Genomic DNA, 22,570 nt, shown 5'->3' on the forward strand with positions numbered 1-22,570 from the left:
CAGTTATCTTGATTTCTCTTTTCTCCAGTTATTTCAGCTAAACTTCTCTAGTCTTACCTTGATCAAATTTTGAAGCATGGAGGAAATCAGGCGGCTTTTATCCAGTAACTCCTGGCCAGTCACAGCATCAATAATATTGACTGCAATGGCTAAATGGATCTGAGTTCGTAGTTCGCCATTAGACCCTTTGGCAATACGCAGGTAACGTATAAACTCTTTGTTTGTGTGTCGCTCATAGCCTTCGGCAACATTTGAAGGGACTGAAACGGAACAGCGTCTCATTTGATCTCTTAACCCATAATCAGTGCAAGTCGCTAATAACTTATACATATTGATTGCCTGGGCAAGTCCTTCTTGCCAGACAAAGAGGTCTTCAAACTTTTCAATTTTTGCCATAATCTGGAGGTAGTAAACGGTGGTTTCGAAGCTAAAGTAGTGAATTTCTTTACTCCTTTTCTGCCTTCCTCCTTCTCTCCTTAAAGACAGACAATGATCCAGACAATTAACCTTCAAAAGCTCTTCTCGACCGAAGAAGTAGAGACCACCGCCCTCAATGGCATCAACATGGATGTTAAAGACGGGGAATTTGTCGCCATCATGGGGCCGTCGGGCTGCGGTAAATCCACCCTGCTCAACATCCTCGGCCTGCTCGACAATCCCAGCGATGGAGATTACAACTTCTACGGTACCGAAGTGGCCCGGATGACCGAGCGGCAGCGGGCACAGCTTCGCAAAGGCTCCATCGGGTTCGTGTTTCAGAGCTTCAACCTGATCGACGAACTGACGGTGTACGAAAACGTAGAGCTGCCGTTGCTGTACCTGAAAACACCCCCCGAGGAGCGTAAAAAGCGGGTAGAAGAAGCTCTGGAACGGATGAGCATCATGCACCGGCGCAATCACTTCCCGCAGCAGCTGTCAGGCGGTCAGCAGCAACGGACGGCCATTGCCCGGGCCGTTGTGGCCAAACCCAAGCTGATCCTGGCCGATGAACCGACGGGTAACCTCGACTCGAAGAATGGCGAGGAAGTAATGAAACTGCTGGGTGAACTGAACGACGAAGGCACCACCATCATCATGGTTACACACTCACCCTACGACGCCGGTTTCGCGCATCGTATCGTGAATCTGTTCGACGGTAAAGTAGTAACCGAGAATTTTCACGTGTAATTGAAGAGGAAGGAGGAAAGGGAAGAGATGGAGGAAAGGAGGAAAGGGATTGCTGACGCCAGTTCCCTCTTCCCTTCCCTTTCCTCCTTCCTCCCCCTCTTCCCCCCCTCATCTATGTTTCGCAACTACCTCAAAATCGCGTTTCGGAGTTTGATGAAGAACAAACTCTACTCGTCTATCAACGTTTTTGGGCTGGCGTTGGGCATGGCGTGCAGCTTGCTGATTGGCCTTTGGGTGAAAGATGAACTGAGCTATGATCGCTTCCTGAAGGACGCGGAGAGCATCCATTATGTGCGGGTCAATTTTCCCTACAATGGCGAAACGGTTACCAACAACATTACCCCCGGACCACTGCAGGAAGCCATTGCGAAAGACGTACCGGAGGTAGCGGCTGTAACGAAATTTAACTGGGGCGATGAACGCTTGATTAAGGTAGGCGAAACAGCTGCAAAAGAAAAAGGGCATTTTGCCACCGACGATTTTTTCGGTGTCTTCGATCTGCCGGTTCTGGCGGGCAAACCTAAAGCCGCTTTAGCACAGCCCAACCAGATTATTGTTACCCGGAAATTAGCGGAGAAATACTTTCCGGCTACGGCTGGTCAGTATCAGCTGGTCCTCGGCAAAACCCTACAGCTCAATAACGACAAGTTTTATGTAGTTGGGGCAGTTCTGGAGAATTTGCCGACCAATTCCACGCTCCAGTTCGATTGGCTGGTGAACTGGAAAGAGCAGGAACAGGACTGGATGAAAACCTGGGGAAACACCTCGTTCAGTACGTACGTCCGTCTGAAGCCAAAGACAACCCTAGCGCAGGCTGAAATGGCGATGAAGGATATTTATCCGCGTTTAGCCGGGAAGAATTTCGAAACGGGTGTACCTGTTCTTCAACCCATCACCGATCTGCACCTGTACGCCGATTACAAAAATGGTCAATCTGTAGGCGGGCGAATCGAGTATGTGCGGATTTTTGCCATCGTCGCGCTGTTTATTCTGCTGATTGCCTGCATCAACTTCATGAACCTGGCCACAGCACAGTCGGCGATGCGGGCGAAGGAGGTAGGTGTCCGGAAAGTGGTTGGTGCGTTGCGCTCATCTTTAATCGGGCAGTTCCTGAGCGAGTCAATCCTAACGAGTTTACTGGCCGTTGTGCTGGCTCTCGGTCTGGTCTGGTGTGTATTGCCCACCTTCAACGAGGTATTCGGGAAGCAACTAACGCTCAACCTCGCCGAGCCAATGCTCTGGCTCATTATGTTGGTTCTGGTTCTGATAACAGGCTTTCTGTCGGGAAGTTACCCAGCACTGTTCCTGTCCTCGCTTCAGCCCATAAAAATTCTGAAAGGCGTCCGGCTACAGTTCGGTTCCGGGCCGGCCCTGTTCCGGCGGACGTTGGTAGTCTTTCAGTTTTCACTCTCAATTTTCCTGATTGTAGGCATGCTGGCGGTGGGTCGGCAGATGAATTACCTGCGTACGAAGAATCTTGGTCTGGACCGCGAAAATGTGGTGTATATCCCCCTGGAAGGTGAAATTGCAAACCCCAAAAAGCTAGAGACATTCCGGCAGGAAGTTATGCGCCAGCCAACCATTGTGTCGGCAACAACGACCATGGCCCTACCGGTCAATGTACAGGGCTCGTCGGGCGATCTGAGCTGGCCGGGTAAAGACCCGAACCTGCAAACCAATGTGTCGTGCATGTTCGTTGGGGGTGACTTTACTAAAACGATGAACATCAAGCTGGTCGATGGACGCGATTTCAACCTGGACAGCCCCGCCGACTCATCAAATTACATCATCAATGAAACGGCGGCCAAACTAATGCAGATGAAAGACCCCGTTGGCAAGGAGGTGAATTTCTGGATGGGTACCGGCCGGATTATAGGGGTCATGAAAGACTTTCACCTGAACTCGCTGCATCAGGCCATTACTCCCCTGATCCTGTGTTTCGACGGTCGCAACACCAGCTACCTGCTCGTAAAAACCCGGGCCGGACAAACGCAGCAGGCCGTTGCCGACCTCAACCAGTTATCGAAGCAGTTCAATCCCAATTACCCGTTTACGTACCATTTTATCGATGAAGAATACGAGAGTTTGTACCGAAGCGAGCAGCAGGTGCATACGCTGGTCAACTATTTCGGTATGCTGGCCATTTTGATCTCCTGCCTGGGCTTATTCGGACTGGCTGCGTTCACTGCCGAGCAGCGCACCAAAGAAATTGGCGTGCGTAAAGTGCTGGGGGCCAGCGTGTCGAACATCGTTGGCCTGTTATCGATAGATTTCCTGAAACTGGTGTTGATTGCGCTTGTGCTGGCTACCCCGCTAGCCTGGTGGGCCATGAGCAAATGGCTGGGAACCTTCGCGTATCGGGAAGACCTGAGCTGGTGGATTTTCGGGGTAGCCGGTACACTGGCCATCCTGATTGCCTTCCTGACAGTAAGTTACCAAAGCATAAAAGCCGCCCTGATGAACCCCGTAACCAGCCTCCGAAGCGAATAACGTAGAGACCGGTCCGTCGCGGGTGACCCCTGGCGTCTCGGCATCCGAATGGCGTCTAAACTAAAAAATCATTCAGATCGAGAGCCAGAATATCGGTGAATGACGACTCGGTGGTCAGGCCACCATCGCCGAAGCGATACCGAAGCCATGTACTGGTGTGATAATCATAGATGAATCCTTCACGGATACCGTACAGGTCATCATCTATAAGCTGAATTACTTTTCTAAGGTCGCCTTTTAGCCCGGCGGTATGGCATATTTCAATAATAACAGGTGTTTGAGCGGCCTGATTATCTCGTAGCGATATGTCTGGTACCTGGCTGGCTTTGCCTTCGTCAAGCATTGTTTCGGGCAGGGGTTCCAGATGAATTGCCTTTTCGCGATAGAAAAGTACGCCCAGCCCCGTAGTGAGTTTGGCGATAATGCGCTGGTGATCAGCCGGAGCCCAGACACCCTGGTCTTCACCGGCAATGAAAGGGTCATTTACAGCAGGGAAGTACATATCCATCAGATTTACACAAACTTACCATAATCATTCATGTTCCGCAATTACCTGAAAGTCGCCTTTAGAACGCTCTGGAAACACCGCTCGCATACGTTTATCAACGTCGTGGGCCTATCGGTGGCGTTCGGAACGTGCGTGTTGTTGTTCCTGACGGCTACCTTTGAGCTATCGTACGATACCTTTCATACGGACGCCGACCGCATCTTCCGGCTAAACTTCCTGGCCTCGGAACGTGACGGAACATCCAGTCGAAGCGGCACCATGCCGTACGTAATTTCGCCCGCGCTCAAAGCCGAGTTTCCCGAACTGGAAGGCGTTTCCCGATTCTTCGACCGAACCTCCAGTGTCCGGCGAAAGGAGCAAACCTCCAACCAGGATGTCCGGCTGGTCGATGCTGATTTTCTGCACATGTTCAGCTTCCCGCTGCTGAAAGGGAATCCTAAAACGGCCCTGAACAGCCTGAGCGACATTGTCATCAGTGAGAAGATGGCCCAGGATGTGTTTGGCAAGGAAGATCCCATTGGCAAGCCGCTCGAACTGCGTATGATCGGCGCCTGGCAAACCTTTACCGTTACGGCCATTGTGAGTAATGCTCCCCGTAATTCTACGCTTACCTACAATGCGTTCATTCGGAGTGAAAACTCGGCTGATTATCAGGCTAACAAGAGCCGCTGGGATTTTGGTAACCATGATGTGTACGTAAAGCTGAAGGCCGGTACCGACCCGCAAACGCTGCAACGGCGCACGCAGGCCTTCATGGAGAAGTACTTCGCCAAGGATATCAAGCAACAGAAAGAGCAGGGCTATCCAGTCAATGAACTGGGCTTTCAGCGGAGTCTGTTGCTGATACCCATGCGCGAAGTCCACTATGATACAGAAACCATGAACGGGGAGGCCATCAGCCGGGCTTATATCTACACGCTGATGCTGGTTGGGTTGTTTATTCTGGCCATTGCCTGCATCAATTTCATTAACCTGACCATTGCCCAGTCGATCACGCGGGCGCGGGAAGTGGGCGTCCGGAAGTCGCTGGGGGCGCAGCGGAGTCAGCTGTTTGGCCAGATCTGGGGCGAAACGCTGTTACTTTGTGTGGCGGCTCTACTCATCGGATTGGGACTGGCCTATGCCGTTCTGCCTACCTTCAACCGCCTGTTCCAGAGCCAGCTGACGATCGATAGTTTCCTGACACCCGGCACCTTGCTGGTAACGGGGCTGGGTTTTCTGCTTATCTCGCTGGTAGCCGGGGGCTATCCATCCTGGTTCGTGACGCGCTTCAACGCCGTGGAGGTTCTGAAGGGGAGCGTGAAAATGAGCCGCCCGGGGCTGCTGCGCAATTCGCTCATCGTAACCCAGTTCACCATTGCCTGCCTGCTCATTGTCTGTACGATGATCATTCACCAGCAGATCACTTACCTGCAGCAAAAACCGATGGGGCTCGACAAGGATCAGGTAATCAGCGTACCCGTAGGCAACGAACTCAACGGCACTACCGTGCTGAAAGCCATGCGCGACAGACTGGCCAATCAGCCGACCATTGCTGCCGTGTCGGGGTCGGCGGTAAATATTGGTGCGGGTCTGGATGGTAGTTCGTCGCGGATGATGTTCGGCTTTCAATACGGCAAACGCGACGTTAGCTGCGACTGGTTGCGGATCGACACCGATTACCTGAAAACGATGGGGGTGAAGCTGATTCAGGGACGCGACTTTAGCCCGGCGTTCAGCACCGATTCCAGTTCATCCGTGCTCATTACGCAGAGTATGGCCAAAGCATTGGGTGAAACAAACCCGGTCGGGAAGTACATCAAACCCGACGATAAGGCCTACCAGATCGTGGGTGTCGTGTCGGACTTCAACCTGTATTCCTTGCATGAGGAAGCCAAGCCCATTACGCTCCAGATGCAGTCAAACCACCCCATTATGTACGTGCTGGTTCGGGTGAATCCCCAGAATCTGGTCGGCGCGATGGAAGCGGTAAAAGCCGCCTGGAAAACGATAGCGCCGAAGCAGGAATTCATCGGCTCGTTTCTGGATGAAAACACCGAGCGCTGGTACCGCAAAGAGCAGCGGCTGGCCACCATTTTCACGTCGGCGGCTGTCATAGCCATCCTGTTGTCGTGCATGGGTCTGTTTTCCATCGCCCTGATCTCGATTCAGCAGCGGACCAAAGAAATTGGCGTGCGCAAAGTGCTGGGGGCCAGTGTGCCCAGTATCGTTGGACTGCTCTCCAAAGATTTCCTCAAACTGGTGGTGATCGGCATCTTCATTGCGAGTCCCATTGCGTGGTGGGCCATGAACAAATGGCTACAGGATTTTGCCTACAAGATCGACGTGGAGTGGTGGGTATTCGTGCTGGCGGGGGTACTGGCCATTGGGATTGCGCTGGCCACGGTAAGCCTTCAGAGCATTCGGGCCGCGTTGATGAATCCCGTAAAGAGCTTACGAAGTGAATAAGTAATACATTATTAATGGAACATCAGAAATGCACACGGGCGGTCCTGTGTGCATTTTTTGTTCTTAACATTTTTTAAATGAACGGTTTATGGTGTCGGTTGTACCTTGCCTATTCAAAAAAATAGCGCCAGTAAGCCAATACGTCATGCTCGAAAATTACATAAAGATCTCCCTGCGTAACCTTGCCCGAAGGCGGTTCTACGCGCTTGTGACCCTGCTTGGGCTAACGGTTGGGATTACGTTTCTGTTGCTGATTGCCAGCTACATTCAGGGCGAACTGGCCGTGAACAAAACACTCCGGCATGCAAACCGGCAATACCTGCTTCAGAGCCGCTGGAAAGTGCCCGACATGGGCAGTGAGATGGGGTCGCCGGCACCTATGGGGCCAACGCTTAAGCAGCTGTACCCCAATCTGATAGCTGGCTATTACCGCACCTATGGCGTGACAACCATCGTATCCAGTGGGCAGAACCACTTTCGGGAGTCGATGCAGATCGGTGACTCGACCTTGCTGTCTATGTTTGGTTTTCCACTGGCATACGGCGATCCAAAAACGGCGCTCAGTGAACCGAATACGGTAGTTATTACAACCGCGTTGGCCCAAAAGTATTTTACTGAAACGAATGTGCTTCGGCGGCAACTGACCATACAAACGCCGGGTGCAGGCAAACAGGTTTTTACCATTACGGGGGTATTGCGTGATCAGGATCAACCCGACAATAGCGTCACGCATTTATTCGAGCAGCGGGAGCAGTTGTTTGTTTCCATGCGAAACTTCGGCTACTTCTCCGACGCAAGCGGTCTGAACGCCTGGGAAAACCGGAGCATCATCACCTACCTGGAACTACAACCAGGCACTTCGGCAGAACAACTAAAGCAGCCCTTCGTCCAAACGCTGAAGACGCACGCACCCCCCGATATTCGGGCAAATTTACAGCCTTACCTGAGTCCGCTGAGTAGCTATCATCTGAAAGCGAACAAGGGTCTGGTCGAAAAAATGCTGCTGACGCTGTCCATTATCGCGTTGTTTATTCTGCTGATGGCCGTAGTTAATTTCGTCAATATCACTATCGGTATGTCGGCAACACGGCTTCGGGAAATTGGCGTTCGGAAGGTATTGGGTGGCTTTCAGAAACAGGTGATTGCTCAGTTTCTGATCGAGGCCCTGTTATTAACCGCCGGTGCCACCTTGCTGGCGTTGGGCTGTTACGAACTCGTTCGGTCAACGTTCGCTACGTTGCTGGATAAACCGGTACCGTCGCTGCTGGATTGGTCGCCCTATGCTTTTCTGGCTCTGGCGGGCCTGGTATTGATCATTGGTTTACTGGCGGGCAGTTATCCGGCTTTTGTGCTGTCGAGTATGCCTTCGGTAGAATCGCTTAAAGGACGGGCCGCGTTCGGAAAGCTAGCGGCATCGTTGCAACAAGGAATTGGCTTTCGTCGGGCGTTGATCGTCTTTCAGTTCACGGTGGCCATTCTGGTGTTTGTGGGCGCAGTCGTTATCAATGGCCAGGTTACGTACTTTTTTAGTAAGAATCTAGGTTATCAAAAAGACCAGATATTGGCTATAAAGTCCGTTCCCCGCGACTGGTCGCCTGCGGGTGTGCAACGAATGGAAGGCATACGAAACCAACTGGCGCGTATTTCGGGTGTGGATGGCGTGAGCCTGTCGTTCGAGATTCCGGATGGTGCAAGCAGCGGGAGTGTCAGTCTGTTTGCGCAGGGACAGGACAGCACACAGTCCATCACGGCAAATTCAGTCACCACCGACGAACGGTATGCCCAAACGTATGGGTTGACGCTGAAAGCAGGTCAGTTTTTCCATGCCAACGGTGGAAGTTATGACTCCCTGGCAGTCGTGTTGAACGAATCAGCAACGAAAGCACTGGGCTATGCCAGCCCGGAAAAGGCATTGGGGCAGCAGGTTCTGTTTCGTGGCGGCACCTTTCGAGTTGGTGGCGTCCTGACCGATTTTCACTTCGGCTCGCTGCGGGAAACCATCAGGCCACTGGTCTTCATTCCGGTCAGAAAAGACCCTATTTACCGGTATTTATCTATTAAAATTGCTCCCGGCAGGCAGGCAGGCGGAAGCTTACCCGAAACGGTAGCCGCCATTGGTGATGAGTGGGCGCGGTTGTTTCCCGATGCGCCCTTCGACTATTCGTTCATGGACGACACGCTCCAGAAGCTGTACAAAACCGAAATTCAGCTTCAACGGGCTTCCCGGCTGGCGACCACGCTGGCCCTGATCATCGTTTTGCTTGGCGTGTTGGGGCTAGTCTCGCTGAACGTGACCCACCGGACCAAAGAGATCGGGATTCGGAAAGTGCTGGGCTCCTCGACGTTCGGCATTGTCAATCTATTCATGACCGAATTTGCCCTCATCCTGGTGATTGCCAACGTCATTGCCTGGCCCGTAGCCTATTACCTGCTCAGCGACTGGCTAACTCAATTTGCCTACCGAACCGATTTGTCGTGGTGGCCTTTTGCGCTGGTAGCCATTTGTTTAGCGCTACTAACGGGATTGATCGTCAGTACGCAAACGATCAAAGCGGCCTTGGCGAATCCAGTGAAATCGTTGCGAAGTGAGTAGAGACGTAACCCTTTGCGTCTCCTGACCAGATGGCGGGGGATGTGTTTTACCTGGCCCTGAACTATAACCAGATCAACGGTACCTTCAACCGCTACGAGTCGGGCGCGACCCCGGGGGCCCCATTGGCCGGATGCGGGGGCGCAACCGGGACTACTTCTTTGGCCGGGTGTACGCCTACGGCTACGACGGGGCGGGCCGCTTGAGTGGTTCGGAGTACACGGGCAACACGGGCGAGGACTACAAAGTGAGCAACCTCACTTACGAGTCGGACGCGACCCCGGAAGAGCGGCAACCTGCTGACCCTCAGGCGGGGCGTGAGCGGGGGCATCGACCAGTTAAGCTACAGCTACGGGTCGGGCAACAGCCTGTTGAGCGTGAGTGATGCGAGCGCTAACACGGCGGGCTTTTCGGATGGCAACAAGAGTGGCAACGACTACACCTACTGGCCTGACGGGAGCCTGAAGAGTGATCTGAACCGAGGCATCAGCCAGATACAATACAACCTCCTGAAGCTGCCCAGCCAGCTCAGTTTCAGTAGTGGCAAGGTAGTCACGATACGTTACGATGCCCAGGGCACCAAGCTCAGCATGAGCAGCACCGTAGCGGGAGCCACCACCCATCGGGACTACGTAGCGGGAGTGTACCAGTACCAGACCTTGCCGGACGCTGGCCGAGATCGCCCACGAGGAGGGGCGCTACCATTTTTAAATGAGATACTCCCCTGAATTCGGGGTCGTCATTGGCGTGGCAGGGATTCAACAGCGAAATGTGAGTAGCTTCTCTATGATGTTTTACCTCCCCTGGTAAACAGCAAATTATTCATGTAGATTTATGCCAGCGCTGCCATATGCTCTCTTGTCGGTCTTTTCATGCCATTGAGCGGACCATTATTGAGCATCTACTTGCCCTGCTTATACCCGGATTGGTTGGCTACTTCTGTCAGAATGCGCCAACTCCCTCTCAACGTACTATATAAATCAGTATCTGTTGCCGACCCTCGGCTAACAGCGTTTTGTTATATCCACCCCTTCCTGTATGAAAGCAAACTACCTGCTTATTCCCCTGCTTGCCTGGGCCACGCTCTCTATTACGACGGCACAGAACCGCCCGGCCCGATCCACCGGGGCTGTACTCGACCTGGGAATCCGACTGCAAAATTCCGTCAATCTATACGCCGAAAACGGTATCACGGCCCAGTACACGCACCCGAAACTGGCGTCGAAACGACTCTACATCGGTCTTAGCTACGTTACCTCCCGGCTGGGAACGGCCTTGAACTCGAACGCCATTAAACAGGACAACTTCCTGGCGTCGGCTTCCTACTACTTCCGGCCGAACTGGCTGGTCCGGCCGGTTGCCAGGGTCAATGTAGGCTATTTTGCTGCCGATTATGGGAGCAGCCTATTCGATGTGTTGCCGAAGACATCCCTGCTGGCCTCGCCCGAATTTGGCCTGTGCTACTGCCCGAATTTTCCGCTTAAAATCAACGCGTCTATCGGCTATAACGTCATTACGGGTGATGGCCTGACGGGCCCCGGCACGCTGTATCCCGTTTTCATACAGACCAGTGTTACCTGGAACATTCTCAAAAGCGCTAAAAACTGATATGAAAACAATCATCAGCCTGGTGGTTCTGGTCGTCGCCGGTCTGGCCTGCTCATCCGAACCAACCATTACCAAAGACATGCTGGACGGCGGTACGCTGTTCGACCCCTCGCTTTACAACCCCGGAAAATACCTGGTTTCAAAAGCCACGCCCAACCCTACTGCCGAGCAGGCACGAAAACCAGTTATTATCGCCTGTCACGGCTACTCGGCGACAACGTTCGAGTGGGATGAATTCCGGACCTGGGCCAACGGCCGGACCGATTTTCAGCTGTCGCAGGTGCTGCTGGGTGGGCACGGTCGTAGTTACGAAGACTTTAAGAAGTCGACCTGGCAGGACTGGCAACTGGCGATCAAGGACGAGTATGAGCAACTGGTAAAGGCAGGGTATACCAATATCAGCCTGCTAGGCTCGTCGACCAGTGGTGCGCTCCTGCTGGAACTCGTCAGTTCGGGTTATTTCAATAACCGGCTGGTGCCGCGTAATCTGTTGCTGGTCGACCCTATTGTCATTCCGTCCGACAAAACGCTATCGCTCATTGGTGTGGTTGGGCCTATGCTGGGCTATATTGAAACCGAGCAATCGGCCGAAGAAGACAAAGTATATTACCACTTCCGGCCGCAGGAGACGTTACAGCAACTGCAAAAACTGCTGACCGTTGTCCGTCAGGATCTGGAGAGCGGCATAAGGATACCGCCCGCCTGTACCCTGAAAGTGTATAAGTCGAAGAAAGACCCGACGGCCGATCCGGTGAGTGCGGTCCTGATTGATAAAGGCACGAAAACAGCCGACGGCAAACCGATTGATGTTGCGCTGATCGATTCAGATCTGCACGTGTATACCCGATTGACATTGCGGAGTCAGGTGACGCCCAAAGACCAGCAAAACCAGACAGAAACCTTTGCCGACATTGTAGGCCGGGTAGTACGGTGATTACACGGGTCAGTAAATTTTAAATTATTTTAATTACTTAACACAGCACCCGGATTTTTAACAGAATGATGGAGTAGATTTTCATAAGAGACTGATTTTCTTGGCGCTATAAGCTTTTGCCAATCAGCTGCTTATTGTGAAATTGTTAAAAGTAATTTTTGCTTTTGCTACGTAGTTCCTGGTCTGGTAATATCGCCCCTTAATCAATTAATCTGTCCCCGTATGGCTTATATATACACGTCATCCCCACCCTTAAAATTTCTGATTTCCCTGAGCCTGCTGATCGTATCGATCGGGCAGGTAACCCCGTTGTTCGCCCGCGGGCCGATGGCAATAGGTCAAAAAACGGCCGATATTACCGTTAGCGGACGGATTACCGATGCCGCGACCAACGAAGCGCTGGCGGGCTGTACGGTTGTGGTGAAGGGTACCCAGCGTGGTACTACTACCGATGCGAACGGTAATTTTCAGCTAACTGTCCCCACCGAAAACAGCGTACTGGTGTTCGGCTTTATTGGGTTCATTTCGCAGGAGATCGTCGTTGGAAACAGCAGCACCATCAACGTAGCGCTCAAGGCAGCGGCCTCGGAGTTGAACCAGGTCGTTGTGATCGGATACGGCAGCACCACGAAAAAAGACATGACCGGCTCGGTGAAATCGGTCAAGAGCACCGAATTCAACCGGGGTGTGATCAACTCCCCCGAGCAACTCTTGCAGGGCAAAGTAGCCGGCGTAAACGTAACCGCCGTTAGCGGTGAGCCGGGTGCACGGCAAACGATTACCGTACGCGGCCCTGGTGGCGTTCGAACGGGCAGTACCCCCCTCTTCGTACTGGATGGTATTCCGCTCGACAACTCGAGCACCGGTGGAGCGACCAACCCCCTCAACTTTCTGAATCCGCAGGATATTGAAGCCATGGACGTGTTGAAAGATGCGTCGGCAACGGCAATCTATGGTGCCCGCGGAGCCAACGGCGTCATTCTGATCACAACCAAAAAAGGAAAAGCCGGTTCCAACAACCTGACGCTTTCGACAAACCTGGGCATCTCCAATGTGGCGCGGCCTTTTCCGCTGTTCGGCGCCGACGAATACCGCCGGCAGGTGGCGGCTGCGGGTGGCGTTGTCGATGACCAGAAAGCGTCGACCGACTGGCAGCGTGAAATCAGCCGACAGGCCACGACGAGGGAATACAACCTGGGTTTTAGTGGCGGGGCCGATAAGCTGACGTTCTACGGATCGCTGGGTGTGCAAAATCAGGAGGGTGTCCTGAAAAACAGTAAGTTGAACCGCTATACCGGCCGTTTCAACGCGTCGCAGAAGTTTATGGACGACCGGCTGACGCTCGATGTCAACCTGACGGCGTCGCAAACGGTTAACGAACGGCCACCGATCGAGAATATCGTTGGAGCCGCTTTATCGGCCAACCCGACCTACCCCGCCTATGATGCCAGTGGCGTACCGGTTCGGTATCAGGCGTTCACCAATCCGCTTGTTTCCCTTCAGCTTCAGAAGGATATAACCACCATAAACCGGGTTGTTGCGAGCGTATCGCCCTCGTTCAAGATCACGAAGGATCTGGTATACAAACTCAACCTGGGTATCGACAATGCCACGTCGACCCGCGATCAGCAGTCGCTGGCCAGCACGGTGCCGCAGCAGGACGGGCGGCTCGAAAGTGCCTACGGGACCAATCGCAACGTGCTGATCGAGAATTACTTCACCTACAATCGGGGCTGGAACAACCACAACCTGACGGCCCTGGCGGGTCATTCCTACCAGAAATTCTATATTCAAAACCGGGGCTGGAGCATTAATAAATTTCCGATCACGCCCATTGAGCCAATCTATAATCCCGGTTTGGGGCAGGACCTGACGCTGGCTAATAATCGGCCCACCGGGGATGCGCTTGAGAACGAGTTGCAATCGTTTTTCTCGCGGGTCAACTACCAGTACCGAAACCGCTATCTGGTAACGGCTACGGTCCGGGCCGACGGGTCGAGCAAGTTCGGGGCTAACAACAAATACGGCGTTTTCCCCTCGTTCTCGGCTGGCTGGCGGCTTTCTGAAGAGTCGTTCCTGCAATCGGGGCCGTTCTCGGACCTGAAACTGAGGCTGGGCTGGGGCCAGACCGGGAACCAGGAAATTCCGTCCAAGATCACCCAGGCCCTGTTTACGTCGAACGTTTCGGCTACGACCAGTTACCCGCTCGATGGTACGACAACCTACCCGGCCGGTACAACCTACACCCGGCTTGCCAACCCGGACATTCAGTGGGAGCTATCGAGTCAAACCGACCTGGGTCTGGATTTTGGCTTGTTCAACGGAGCGCTGACGGGTACGGTGGATCTGTTTCGCAAAGTGTCGGGCAAAATTCTGCTGGAAGTTATTCCATCCGACCCCATTCAGCCAGCCGCTACCTACTGGACGAATGTTCCCAACATGACCATTACCAACCAGGGACTTGAGCTGGATCTAAATTACCGTTACGTGAGCCAGGGTGGCTTTCGCTTCGATCTGGGCGGTAATATCACGTTCATTAAAAACGTAGTGAATAATTCGCCCTACTCGGTGATCACGTCTGGATCGGCAACGGGATCGGGGCTGACCTCGGCCACGGTCAACGGCTACGTCAACGACCAGCCGATCGGTACGTTCTTCCTGCGCGAATACGTCGGTATTGATGAGAAAGGCGTGAGCAAGTACCGCGACCTCGACGGCGATGGGGTGGCAGGCACCGATAAAGACCGGATTGCCGCTGGCAGTGCGTTGCCAACGCGGCAGTTCAACATTAACGGAAACGTGGCCTACAAAGGGTTTGACCTGGCGGCCAATTTCAACGGTGTATCGGGCAACAAGATCTACGACAACACGGCCAATGCCTTTTTCTATAAGGCACGTCTGGTGAAAGGGCTGAACGGTCCCCTGGAAGCCATCGGCGAACCAAACGAGTCGATCAACAACTCGGCTCCGGTATCGACCCGATTCCTGAAAGATGGCGCTTTCTTCCGGCTGAACAACCTCACGCTGGGCTACAGCCTGGACCCCAAACGGATTGGTCTGAACCGGTGGATTACCGGCATCCGGCTATCGGCGACGGGCCAGAACCTGTTCGTCATCACCAAGTATAACGGGTTCGATCCGGAGGTCAACACCGACCGGGCCGTCAACGGCATCTCGTCCTATGGTATCGACTACCTGAGCTATCCCAGGGCGCGCTCGTTTATATTTGGTTTGAACCTGACCTTCTAAAATAAGCTATGTAACGCGGGTTACCACAATGTCGGCAACCGGCGTTCTTCCCTCTCATTATTTATGAAAAAGATAGTTATCTCAACCCTGTTACTTTCGGGTCTGCTGTTTCTGAACGGCTGTACGAACCTGGAGGAGAACGTACTGGACGAAGCGTCGGCTGCGGGCCTGACCGACAAACAGGCTGCCGACGGTAACCTGGCACCGGTATATGCTCGTTTGCCCGACCTGTTCACACACACCAACTACTTTACCATTCAGGAAATATCGACCGATGAAGCTATTCTGCCGTATCGGGGCGGCACCGACTGGGGCGACAACGGTATTTACACGGCCCTGCATCAGCATACGCCCACCAGCACCGACCCGAACATTCGGAATACCTGGTTAATACTGGCGCAGGGTATTTCGCGCTCCATTACGGCTATCAATACCCTGCCAACCATCAACGACCCCAACGCGAAAACGTACATCGCTGAAGCGCGGGGTATGCGGGCGTATTACAACATGATGATGCTCGACCTGTTTGGACTGGTATTCGCCAAAGACGACCCACAGGGCGTTTCGGAGGTCCTGCGGGGCACAGCAGCCCTGGAGTACGTGAAAAGTGAATTCCTGGCCGTAGAGCCGGAACTCCTCACTACCGTTGGTCCGGGTCGGCTTACCAAAGGGGCAGTATGGGGTTTGCTGGCTCGCCTGTACCTGAATGCCCCCGTTTACCGGGAGCCTTATGCCGCCCAGTTTACATTCAAACCGGAAGATCTGGACAAAGTGGTGGAGTACAGCGACAAGATTATTTCGTCGGGTCAATACCAGCTGTCGCCGGATTATTTCTCGATCTTCAACTCCGACAATCATACCAACAAGGAGTTGGTCTTCGCCGTCGATCAGCGGGCCGAACTCAACGGACATAACCGGCTGGCCTACTTCTCTATATCGGGCGACCAGTTTCCGCTGATCGCCTTCCCGGCGGCCAACGGCACCGATGGACCCGCCATCACCTCTGATTTCTACCAGACCTGGGCCACGGCCTATGCCCCCCGCGACCCGGCGGGTACCGATCCCCGGTTCTTCAAACAGAACGCGACGATACCGGCCGACTCCTGCGTTTCCGACTTTACCATGAACCGGGGTATTCTGCGCGGCCAACAGTACGGGTTGTTGCGGGTAGCCGGTGCCTATGCGCGCTGTGGTGCCAACTACAAGGTTGGAAAGCTCTTCTATGTAACGCGTAACCGGCCTACCCTGGCCGTGAACTTCACCGAGCAGGTCGACTTCAGCGTAGTGGGCAGCAACTACAACACGGGCTACCGGGTGCTGAAATATGAGTTCAGTAAAAAGTCGGCGTCGGGTCGTAACCTGGGTGATGCCGATATTTCCATTGTTCGCCTGGCCGATGTGTACCTGATGCGGGCCGAGGCCAAACTCCGTAAGGGAGATGCCGCCAGCGCATTAGCCGATGTGAACCTGATTCGGGCAGCCCGGACGTCCGGCACGCCCGCGCCTGCCCTCGCCAGCATGAACCTCGACCTGCTGCTGCGGGAGCGCGGGTTTGAACTGTACTGGGAGATGGTCCGCCGTACCGACCTGATCCGGTTTGGCAAGTATGAAGGAACATGGACCGAAAAAACCAACACCGACAAGCTGAAACGGCTGTTCCCTATTCCGCAAACGGCCATTGATGGTGCGTCGAACCTGCCGGGTTATCTCAAGCAAAATGATGGTTATTAACGATCGCCTGATTGCCGGCGACGCAGGCCCGTTGTTGCCGGTAATCAGGGTAGACAAACGTGAATTCGGGATTAAGCTGCCTTTGTTTTGGCCCGTTAGGGCGTTTACTGCGCAGCGTCGGTAGGACTAAACCCCGTTCATTATCGGACGAACAGGTGTCCGATTCCGGACGATGTGATACGCGATAAAGCCGTTCCAGATGCTGGGGCGGCTTTTTTTAGGTATGGCACGACAGTTGGTATAGTCTTGTAAACAGCTAGTTTTAACCTTATGAAATCGCTCCTAACCCTGGTTTTGCTCAGTATGGGCACTGTGGCGCTGGCCCAGACGTCGCGCCAGTCAACGACCAGTACCACGATCAACGACGACGGTAAAATTCTGTCTGTTCAGGTCGACGGTCAGGTTGACAGCCGATCGGTGGAGTACCGGCGTACGTTCGACGTAGCGCGGTTGAGCAATCGGGCAAAAGACGACCTCAAACACCGTATTTTCGATTCGCTCGGTATTGGTCAGCCTACCCAGCCCTTAAGCCCGCCCGCTCCGCCAGCGCCCCCCGCACCACCCAGGGGCGGTGTTTATTACACGGAGTCGGCCGAGTCGGTACGTAATGATTCCGAAACGGTTGAAGAGTCGAACGTAACGCTCCAGTGTGCGTCCTGCACGGGTAAGATCAAACTGGCCATTACGCGCTCCACGGACGACTACTCGGTGGAACGCGATGCCAAAGCCGATAGCCAGAAGCGTTTCTTTCCCTACGAACTACCTCTGCCACCGGGCGAATACCGGCTGAAATACTACCAGAACGACGTATTACAGATTCAGTCGACGTTTACCGTAACGCCGGGTAAAGAGAGTACGGTCGTTATTAAATAAGCGGATTCGGGTAAATCGTTCTATAAAACAGGCGTCATCCCGAATTTTAACGATTCGTTAAAACATTGGAAAACCCTATCCAAAAAACAGCCTGGTTCCGGCACATCTGCGGGGGGGGGCGTCAGGTCAAGGGACGTATAGTCTGTGTATATCTCTGGCATTGGCCACTTAGCCCTGTAAGGGCGACCTGTCAATAGTTACTAGCGTTCCTACCTTGTCTAAAGCGCCGTAGGTGCGACCTGAATGAACTACATCAGGTCGCACCTACGGCGCTTTACAGGCTACCCTTGCTTTCTTTTCTATTGACAGGTCGCCCCTACAGGGCTTTTCAGTAAGCAAAAAAGACGTGTATACCCCGTAGGTCAAGGGACCTGACACCAAGCGATATACCCTTGTTTTCATTCTGGACCCTAAAAAGATACCGACTTTTAAAAATCCGGGATGACGCCTGTTTTATGAGGTATCCTGTCAGGATATTTATTCTAATCTGTTTCTAACCGAGCGCTAATTCGGCTCTAAAAGCGGGAAATCAAATTTGTGTCAACAAAGCTGGTACGAATGGGCCAGATGCCGTACTGGGTTGCGATTCCGCTACCTGTCTTTGGACACACTGTATAAACGCTGTTATTGTATGAAACGCTCGCTATATCCCGCCCTGCTACTGGCACTGGTGGGGCTAACCAGTTGTACCGTCATTCGCCAGGGCGAAGTAGGTGTTAAACGCACGCTGGGTAAAATCAAACCGGGAACGCTGCCGGAAGGGGTCCAGATTTTCAACCCTCTGCTGACGCGCATAATAAAACTGCCAACCCGTACGGTCAATCTCGAAGTACGTGCTCCGCTGCCCTCCAAAGAAGGACTTACCGTGCAGTCAGATATTTCCATCCTTTACCGGGTGGAGGGTAGCTATGCCCCCCGCATTGTGGAGCAGATTGGTCCCAGCTACGCCGATGTGCTTATTCTGCCCGTGTTTCGTTCCGCAGTCACCGATGTGTCTTCGCGCTATTTCGCCAAGGATATGCACACAGGGCAGCGGGCTGAGATCGAACGATCGATCCGGGACGTTATGACCAACCAGCTCAAAGACCGGGGTTTCGTAATTGAATCGGTCCTGCTCAAAAGCATTTCGCTCCCGGCCGGCCTTACCAAAGCAATAGAGGATAAACTGGCTGCTGAACAGGACGCCCAGCGGATGCAGTTTGTCCTGGACAAAGAACGGCAGGAAGCGCAGCGCCGGATTATTGAGGCCGAGGGAACGCGCGACGCACAGAAGATCATCAGCGAAGGACTGACGCCCATGCTGATTCGGTTCAAGACCGTTGAAGCGTTTAACCGGTTGTCGACGTCGCCAAACAGCAAGGTTATCATCACCAACGGCGATTCACCCCTGATGCTGAATGCCGACCGCCTGGACTAATAAACCGACCTGCCTCACTCCGATGACTAGTTCCAATCTGACGACGGCTCCCGACGAGCCGGGCGACGAAACCACCGATCTGTATAGCGGGCTGGGGAGTGTCGTCTATGCACTCGCTCACGTGGATAAACAGGTGCATTTTGACAACCTTCAGACGGTCAGAGACCTGTTGACCGGTATTCCCAACGGTAATCTGGCACTGTCTGCGTATTTCCAGCGGGATCATTGTAACGAAACGGCTGAGGAAGCCTACGCGCTCGCTTTAAACCGGTTTGCCAGTAATCGAAAAACGTTGAATGCCATCATCCGGGCGCAGTTCGTCAATATTCTGTTACAGATCGCTGACGCAAACGGAAACGTTTCCCCGAAGCAACAAGAGCTGATCAACCGGTTCCGGCGCGATCTCCGGCGGCTGTCATCAGCGTAGTACCAATCCAATGAACAATCTGTAAAAAATAAATCCATGAAAACGATCCGAATCAGCATGCTGCTGGCGTTTCTGTCCAGCCCCATTTTTATTTTTTCCAATTTCAAACCGCAGTCGTATCAGCCCGTCCAGACATCGGTGCAGGCCGACGCAGCCCAGAATCGGCTACAGATCGTAGCAGACCGCCACCCGCCCGTACCGCTCATGATCCGGTTTACGGATGAGAGCGATGGTCAGCTGATCCACGAGCAGTTGGTTCCGGCAGGCTCAGCAACGGTACAGGTCAATCTGAACCTGAATGCCCTCCCGGCTGGCCATTACCGGGTTGAGGTTAGCGACCACAGCCGAATACAGGCTAGTTTGATTCGTCTGTCCCCATCAGTGAATCCTTCGCTTAATCGTCAGATCGACGTTTTGCCTATTGACTAAATAACCGGCCACCTTGTTCGTTTTAATGCTAGTTGTGCACCAGAACCCGTCCCGACAGTTGTCGGCGGGTTCTGGTGTTGCGGTGAACGATCATCGTTAGGCAGGTTTGTTTGGGGATGATCAGCCCAGTCGGCGAACGAGCAGGCTGTTCACCAGTTCGAAGAGGGCGGCTGGCTTGAGGGTCCGCCAGTTGGCAATGTCGAGCGTACCCCCAAAATTGATGTAGTAGTCGAGCCGATATTTCTTCCACTCCCGTTCGATGAAGTCGGGCGAGTGAATAGCCGCTATCCAGCCATCTTCCACGTCTTCGAACCACTCTTCGTAGTAACTGTCGTCGGAGCCGTGGAAGTTGAATATATTCTCGCTGATGAGGATGAAGTACTTGATACCCCGGTTAACGAGTACGTCGACGACCTGCCGTTTGAGGTACATGATGTCGTTGTGAAGCGTGTCGTTCCATTCACCGAAGAGTTCGATGACGACAAACTGCCGGTCGTAGTTCGTGAATAAAATCTTGCAATAGAGCGTTTCGGAGCCAATCTCATCCCAGAGGGGGTGGATGTAGTAGCCGTAAATGTCATTCTCATACCGCTGCATGTTGTACTCACGCTCGTAGAACGGCGACCGCTCGTCTTCCGACGCATTGTAGTACTTTTCCCAGCCGTAGAACGGTTCAATATCCTGCATGATTCATAGATGTCGGCCCGGTGGTTTTGGGCTGGCCGACCAATAGGATAACGTCAAATTTTAGGCGTTTGTTGAGCTGTGGGCCGGTCAGTCATGTCATATCCTGAAGATATACCATAACTTGGCTGTCATGAAACCCGTCTCCAGAAATATCCTCATCACCGGCGCGTCGACTGGTATCGGCTACGGTGCTGCCCGGCAGTTTACCCGGAAGGGTTATACCGTATACGGAAGCGTTCGCTCCCAACCAGACGCCGATCGGCTACAGGCCGAACTGGGCACCAATTTTGTGCCGCTGCTGTTCGACGTGACCGATGCTGACGCTGTCGACGCTGCGGCCCGAACCCTCACCGGGCTGCTGGCGGGCAGTGGCCTCGGCGGGCTGATCAACAACGCAGGTATTGCCATTGGCGGGCCCCTGCAACACCAGCCGCTGGACATTGTCCGGCAGCATTTCGAGGTGAATGTGCTGGGGTTGCTGCGCGTCACGCAGGCGTTTCTCCCGCTGCTGGGCGCTCACGAAAATCACCCCGTTCAGCCGGGCCGGATTCAGAATATCAGCTCCGTGAACGGGCAGGTGGCCATTCCGTTTATGGGAGCCTATGTGGGGTCCAAACATGCCGTCGAAGGGCTGTCGCACAGTTTACGCCGGGAGCTGATTTTATATGGCATCGAGGTGGTTATTGTTGGGCCGGGGGCGGTAAAAACGCCGATATGGGGAAAAGGAACGGCTATCGATGCGTACAAACCTACGGCCTATTACCCGGCCATGCAGGGGTTTCTGAAACAGGTCCAGGCGGCAGAGAGTCGGGGATTATCCGTCGATTACCTGGGCGAACGGATCGTTCAGATCCATGAAACGCCGAATCCCCGCATCCGCTACGCCATTGTGCCGCAGAAACTGATCGGCTGGACGCTGCCCCGGCTGCTGCCCGCCCGAACGTTGGACTGGGTACTGGGGCGAATCACCGGCCTACGGAAACCCGTCGACTGAACCCGATAGAACCGTCATGCTCAAACCTGCTTTCCAAAAAGACGAGGCCCTGCTGGCCGACATCGAAAAGGCTGTTCAAGCCCCCGACAAACTGCACGTCTGGTGGCTGGGCCAGAGTGGATTCCTGCTTCAGTACGCGGGTAGGCGTCTGCTGGTCGACCCGTACCTGTCCGACTCGCTGCCCCGCAAATATGCCGTGACCGACAAACCCCACGTTCGCGTGTCGGAACTGGTTATTGACCCGTCTCAACTCGACATGATAGACGTCGTAACATCGAGCCACAACCATACCGACCACCTCGACGCCGATACGTTGTTGCCCCTGATTGCGGCTAATCCGGCCGTGCAGTTCGTCATTCCCGAAGCGAACCGGGCCTTTGTGTCCGACCGGCTTCATACCGATCCGGCCTGGCCGTTGGGTCTGACCGATGGCGGGACAGTTACGGTGGGTGATATTGTCATTCATGGTGTGCCAGCCGCGCACAATGAACGCGAACGCGACGAGTGGGGCTTCGATAAATTCATGGGCTTTGTGTTCGAACTAGGTCCGTACACGGTTTACCATTCCGGTGATACGCTTTGGTACGACGGCATGGTGGATGTGTTGCGCCCTTTTCCGGTCGATGTGGCGTTCCTGCCGATCAATGGCAACAAGCCCGAACGGCGCGTAGCGGGCAACCTCGACCCCGACGAAGCCGCCCGGCTTGGCCGCGACATCGGCGCGAAACTCGTTATTCCGCATCACTACGACCTGTTTGCCTTCAACACCGCCGACCCCGCCGATTTTGTCCGGGCCTGTGAACGCTACGGTACGCCCTATCGTGTGATGCAGTTGGGGGAGGGAATAACCCTGCCCAACCCTGCCAGTGGTCCGGCAGGACCCTGGTAGTGGTTGAATCTGACCCGCAAATCCCTGGTAGTGGTTGACTTCAAATCGATACGCCTATCGCTCAGCCACTACCAGAGCTTTCAGCCACTGGCAGGGTGTAGTAGTATGCACCTGTCGCGGCCTTATTAT

At 53.8% G+C, this 22,570-nt stretch carries 19 protein-coding genes; 16 read left to right on the forward strand and 3 right to left on the reverse strand.

All coding sequences use genetic code 11. The annotated features are described in order from the left end of the window. Positions 1-33: 33 nt before the first annotated feature. Positions 34-396 (reverse strand): four helix bundle protein, encoded by a 363-nt coding sequence (locus tag FH603_RS13900; protein WP_186738131.1) that lies wholly within the window; start codon positions 394-396, stop codon positions 34-36. A gap of 93 nt (positions 397-489) precedes the next feature. Between FH603_RS13900 and FH603_RS13905 the strand changes: the two genes are divergently transcribed. Together FH603_RS13905 and FH603_RS13910 are read left to right on the forward strand one after the other, a co-directional pair. After that, entirely contained in the window at positions 490-1,167 is a 678-nt protein-coding gene (locus tag FH603_RS13905; RefSeq protein ID WP_186738132.1) for an ABC transporter ATP-binding protein, read from the forward strand. Positions 1,168-1,281: 114 nt separating this feature from the next. Beyond that, positions 1,282-3,657 carry an ABC transporter permease gene (locus FH603_RS13910; protein ID WP_186738133.1) on the forward strand — a complete coding sequence of 792 codons (2,376 nt, stop codon included), beginning with the start codon at positions 1,282-1,284 and terminating at the stop codon, positions 3,655-3,657. A 55-nt stretch (positions 3,658-3,712) separates the two neighbouring features. Here the strand turns inward: FH603_RS13910 and FH603_RS13915 are convergent, their stop codons facing one another. Next, positions 3,713-4,159, reverse strand: a complete 447-nt coding sequence (locus FH603_RS13915; protein WP_186738134.1) for a hypothetical protein — start codon at positions 4,157-4,159, stop codon at positions 3,713-3,715. 36 nt (positions 4,160-4,195) lie between these two features. Between FH603_RS13915 and FH603_RS13920 the strand changes: the two genes are divergently transcribed. The 12 genes from FH603_RS13920 to FH603_RS13975 all read left to right on the forward strand — a co-directional run bounded on the left by FH603_RS13920 (position 4,196) and on the right by FH603_RS13975 (position 19,871). Beyond that, positions 4,196-6,613, forward strand: a complete 2,418-nt coding sequence (locus tag FH603_RS13920) for an ABC transporter permease (RefSeq protein ID WP_186738135.1) — start codon at positions 4,196-4,198, stop codon at positions 6,611-6,613. Between the two features lie 145 nt (positions 6,614-6,758). After that, positions 6,759-9,206: an ABC transporter permease gene (locus FH603_RS13925; RefSeq protein WP_186738136.1), complete on the forward strand. Its 2,448-nt coding sequence runs from the start codon at positions 6,759-6,761 to the stop codon at positions 9,204-9,206. Positions 9,207-9,336: 130 nt separating this feature from the next. Beyond that, entirely contained in the window at positions 9,337-9,588 is a 252-nt protein-coding gene (locus FH603_RS13930; RefSeq protein WP_186738137.1) for a hypothetical protein, read from the forward strand. Further along, complete coding sequence (locus FH603_RS13935; RefSeq protein ID WP_186738138.1) at positions 9,581-9,931, forward strand: hypothetical protein; 351 nt, start codon at positions 9,581-9,583, stop codon at positions 9,929-9,931. Before FH603_RS13930 ends, FH603_RS13935 begins: the two co-directional genes overlap by 8 nt. Before the next feature lie 310 nt (positions 9,932-10,241). After that, positions 10,242-10,811 (forward strand): hypothetical protein, encoded by a 570-nt coding sequence (locus tag FH603_RS13940; RefSeq protein ID WP_186738139.1) that lies wholly within the window; start codon positions 10,242-10,244, stop codon positions 10,809-10,811. A gap of 1 nt (position 10,812) precedes the next feature. Next, a complete protein-coding gene (locus FH603_RS13945; protein ID WP_186738140.1) occupies positions 10,813-11,745 on the forward strand; it encodes an alpha/beta hydrolase in 933 nt (310 codons plus the stop codon). A gap of 327 nt (positions 11,746-12,072) precedes the next feature. Then, positions 12,073-14,994, forward strand: a complete 2,922-nt coding sequence (locus FH603_RS13950; protein ID WP_235985403.1) for a SusC/RagA family TonB-linked outer membrane protein — start codon at positions 12,073-12,075, stop codon at positions 14,992-14,994. Between the two features lie 63 nt (positions 14,995-15,057). Next, the gene (locus FH603_RS13955) at positions 15,058-16,725 is read left to right on the forward strand and encodes a RagB/SusD family nutrient uptake outer membrane protein (protein ID WP_186738142.1); all 1,668 of its coding nucleotides are present in this window, start codon (positions 15,058-15,060) and stop codon (positions 16,723-16,725) included. 270 nt (positions 16,726-16,995) lie between these two features. Further along, positions 16,996-17,598, forward strand: coding sequence for a hypothetical protein (locus tag FH603_RS13960; protein ID WP_186738143.1), 603 nt, complete (start codon positions 16,996-16,998; stop codon positions 17,596-17,598). Positions 17,599-18,229: 631 nt separating this feature from the next. Then, on the forward strand, positions 18,230-19,015 hold the full coding sequence (locus tag FH603_RS13965; RefSeq protein WP_186738144.1) for a prohibitin family protein: 786 nt from the start codon (positions 18,230-18,232) through the stop codon (positions 19,013-19,015). Positions 19,016-19,037: 22 nt separating this feature from the next. Beyond that, positions 19,038-19,442: a tellurite resistance TerB family protein gene (locus FH603_RS13970; protein WP_186738145.1), complete on the forward strand. Its 405-nt coding sequence runs from the start codon at positions 19,038-19,040 to the stop codon at positions 19,440-19,442. A 36-nt stretch (positions 19,443-19,478) separates the two neighbouring features. Beyond that, on the forward strand, positions 19,479-19,871 hold the full coding sequence (locus tag FH603_RS13975; RefSeq protein ID WP_186738146.1) for a hypothetical protein: 393 nt from the start codon (positions 19,479-19,481) through the stop codon (positions 19,869-19,871). 120 nt (positions 19,872-19,991) lie between these two features. Here the strand turns inward: FH603_RS13975 and FH603_RS13980 are convergent, their stop codons facing one another. Next, positions 19,992-20,558, reverse strand: coding sequence for a hypothetical protein (locus tag FH603_RS13980; RefSeq protein WP_186738147.1), 567 nt, complete (start codon positions 20,556-20,558; stop codon positions 19,992-19,994). A 130-nt stretch (positions 20,559-20,688) separates the two neighbouring features. On the opposite strand from FH603_RS13980, the gene FH603_RS13985 reads away from it, so the two are divergent. Beyond that, positions 20,689-21,552: an SDR family NAD(P)-dependent oxidoreductase gene (locus tag FH603_RS13985; protein ID WP_186738148.1), complete on the forward strand. Its 864-nt coding sequence runs from the start codon at positions 20,689-20,691 to the stop codon at positions 21,550-21,552. A gap of 16 nt (positions 21,553-21,568) precedes the next feature. Next, the gene (locus FH603_RS13990) at positions 21,569-22,441 is read left to right on the forward strand and encodes an MBL fold metallo-hydrolase (RefSeq protein WP_186738149.1); all 873 of its coding nucleotides are present in this window, start codon (positions 21,569-21,571) and stop codon (positions 22,439-22,441) included. Positions 22,442-22,570 lie beyond the last annotated feature (129 nt).

Source organism: Spirosoma utsteinense (assembly GCF_014282275.1).
In the GTDB taxonomy this organism is placed as follows: Bacteria; Bacteroidota; Bacteroidia; order Cytophagales; family Spirosomataceae; genus Spirosoma; species Spirosoma utsteinense.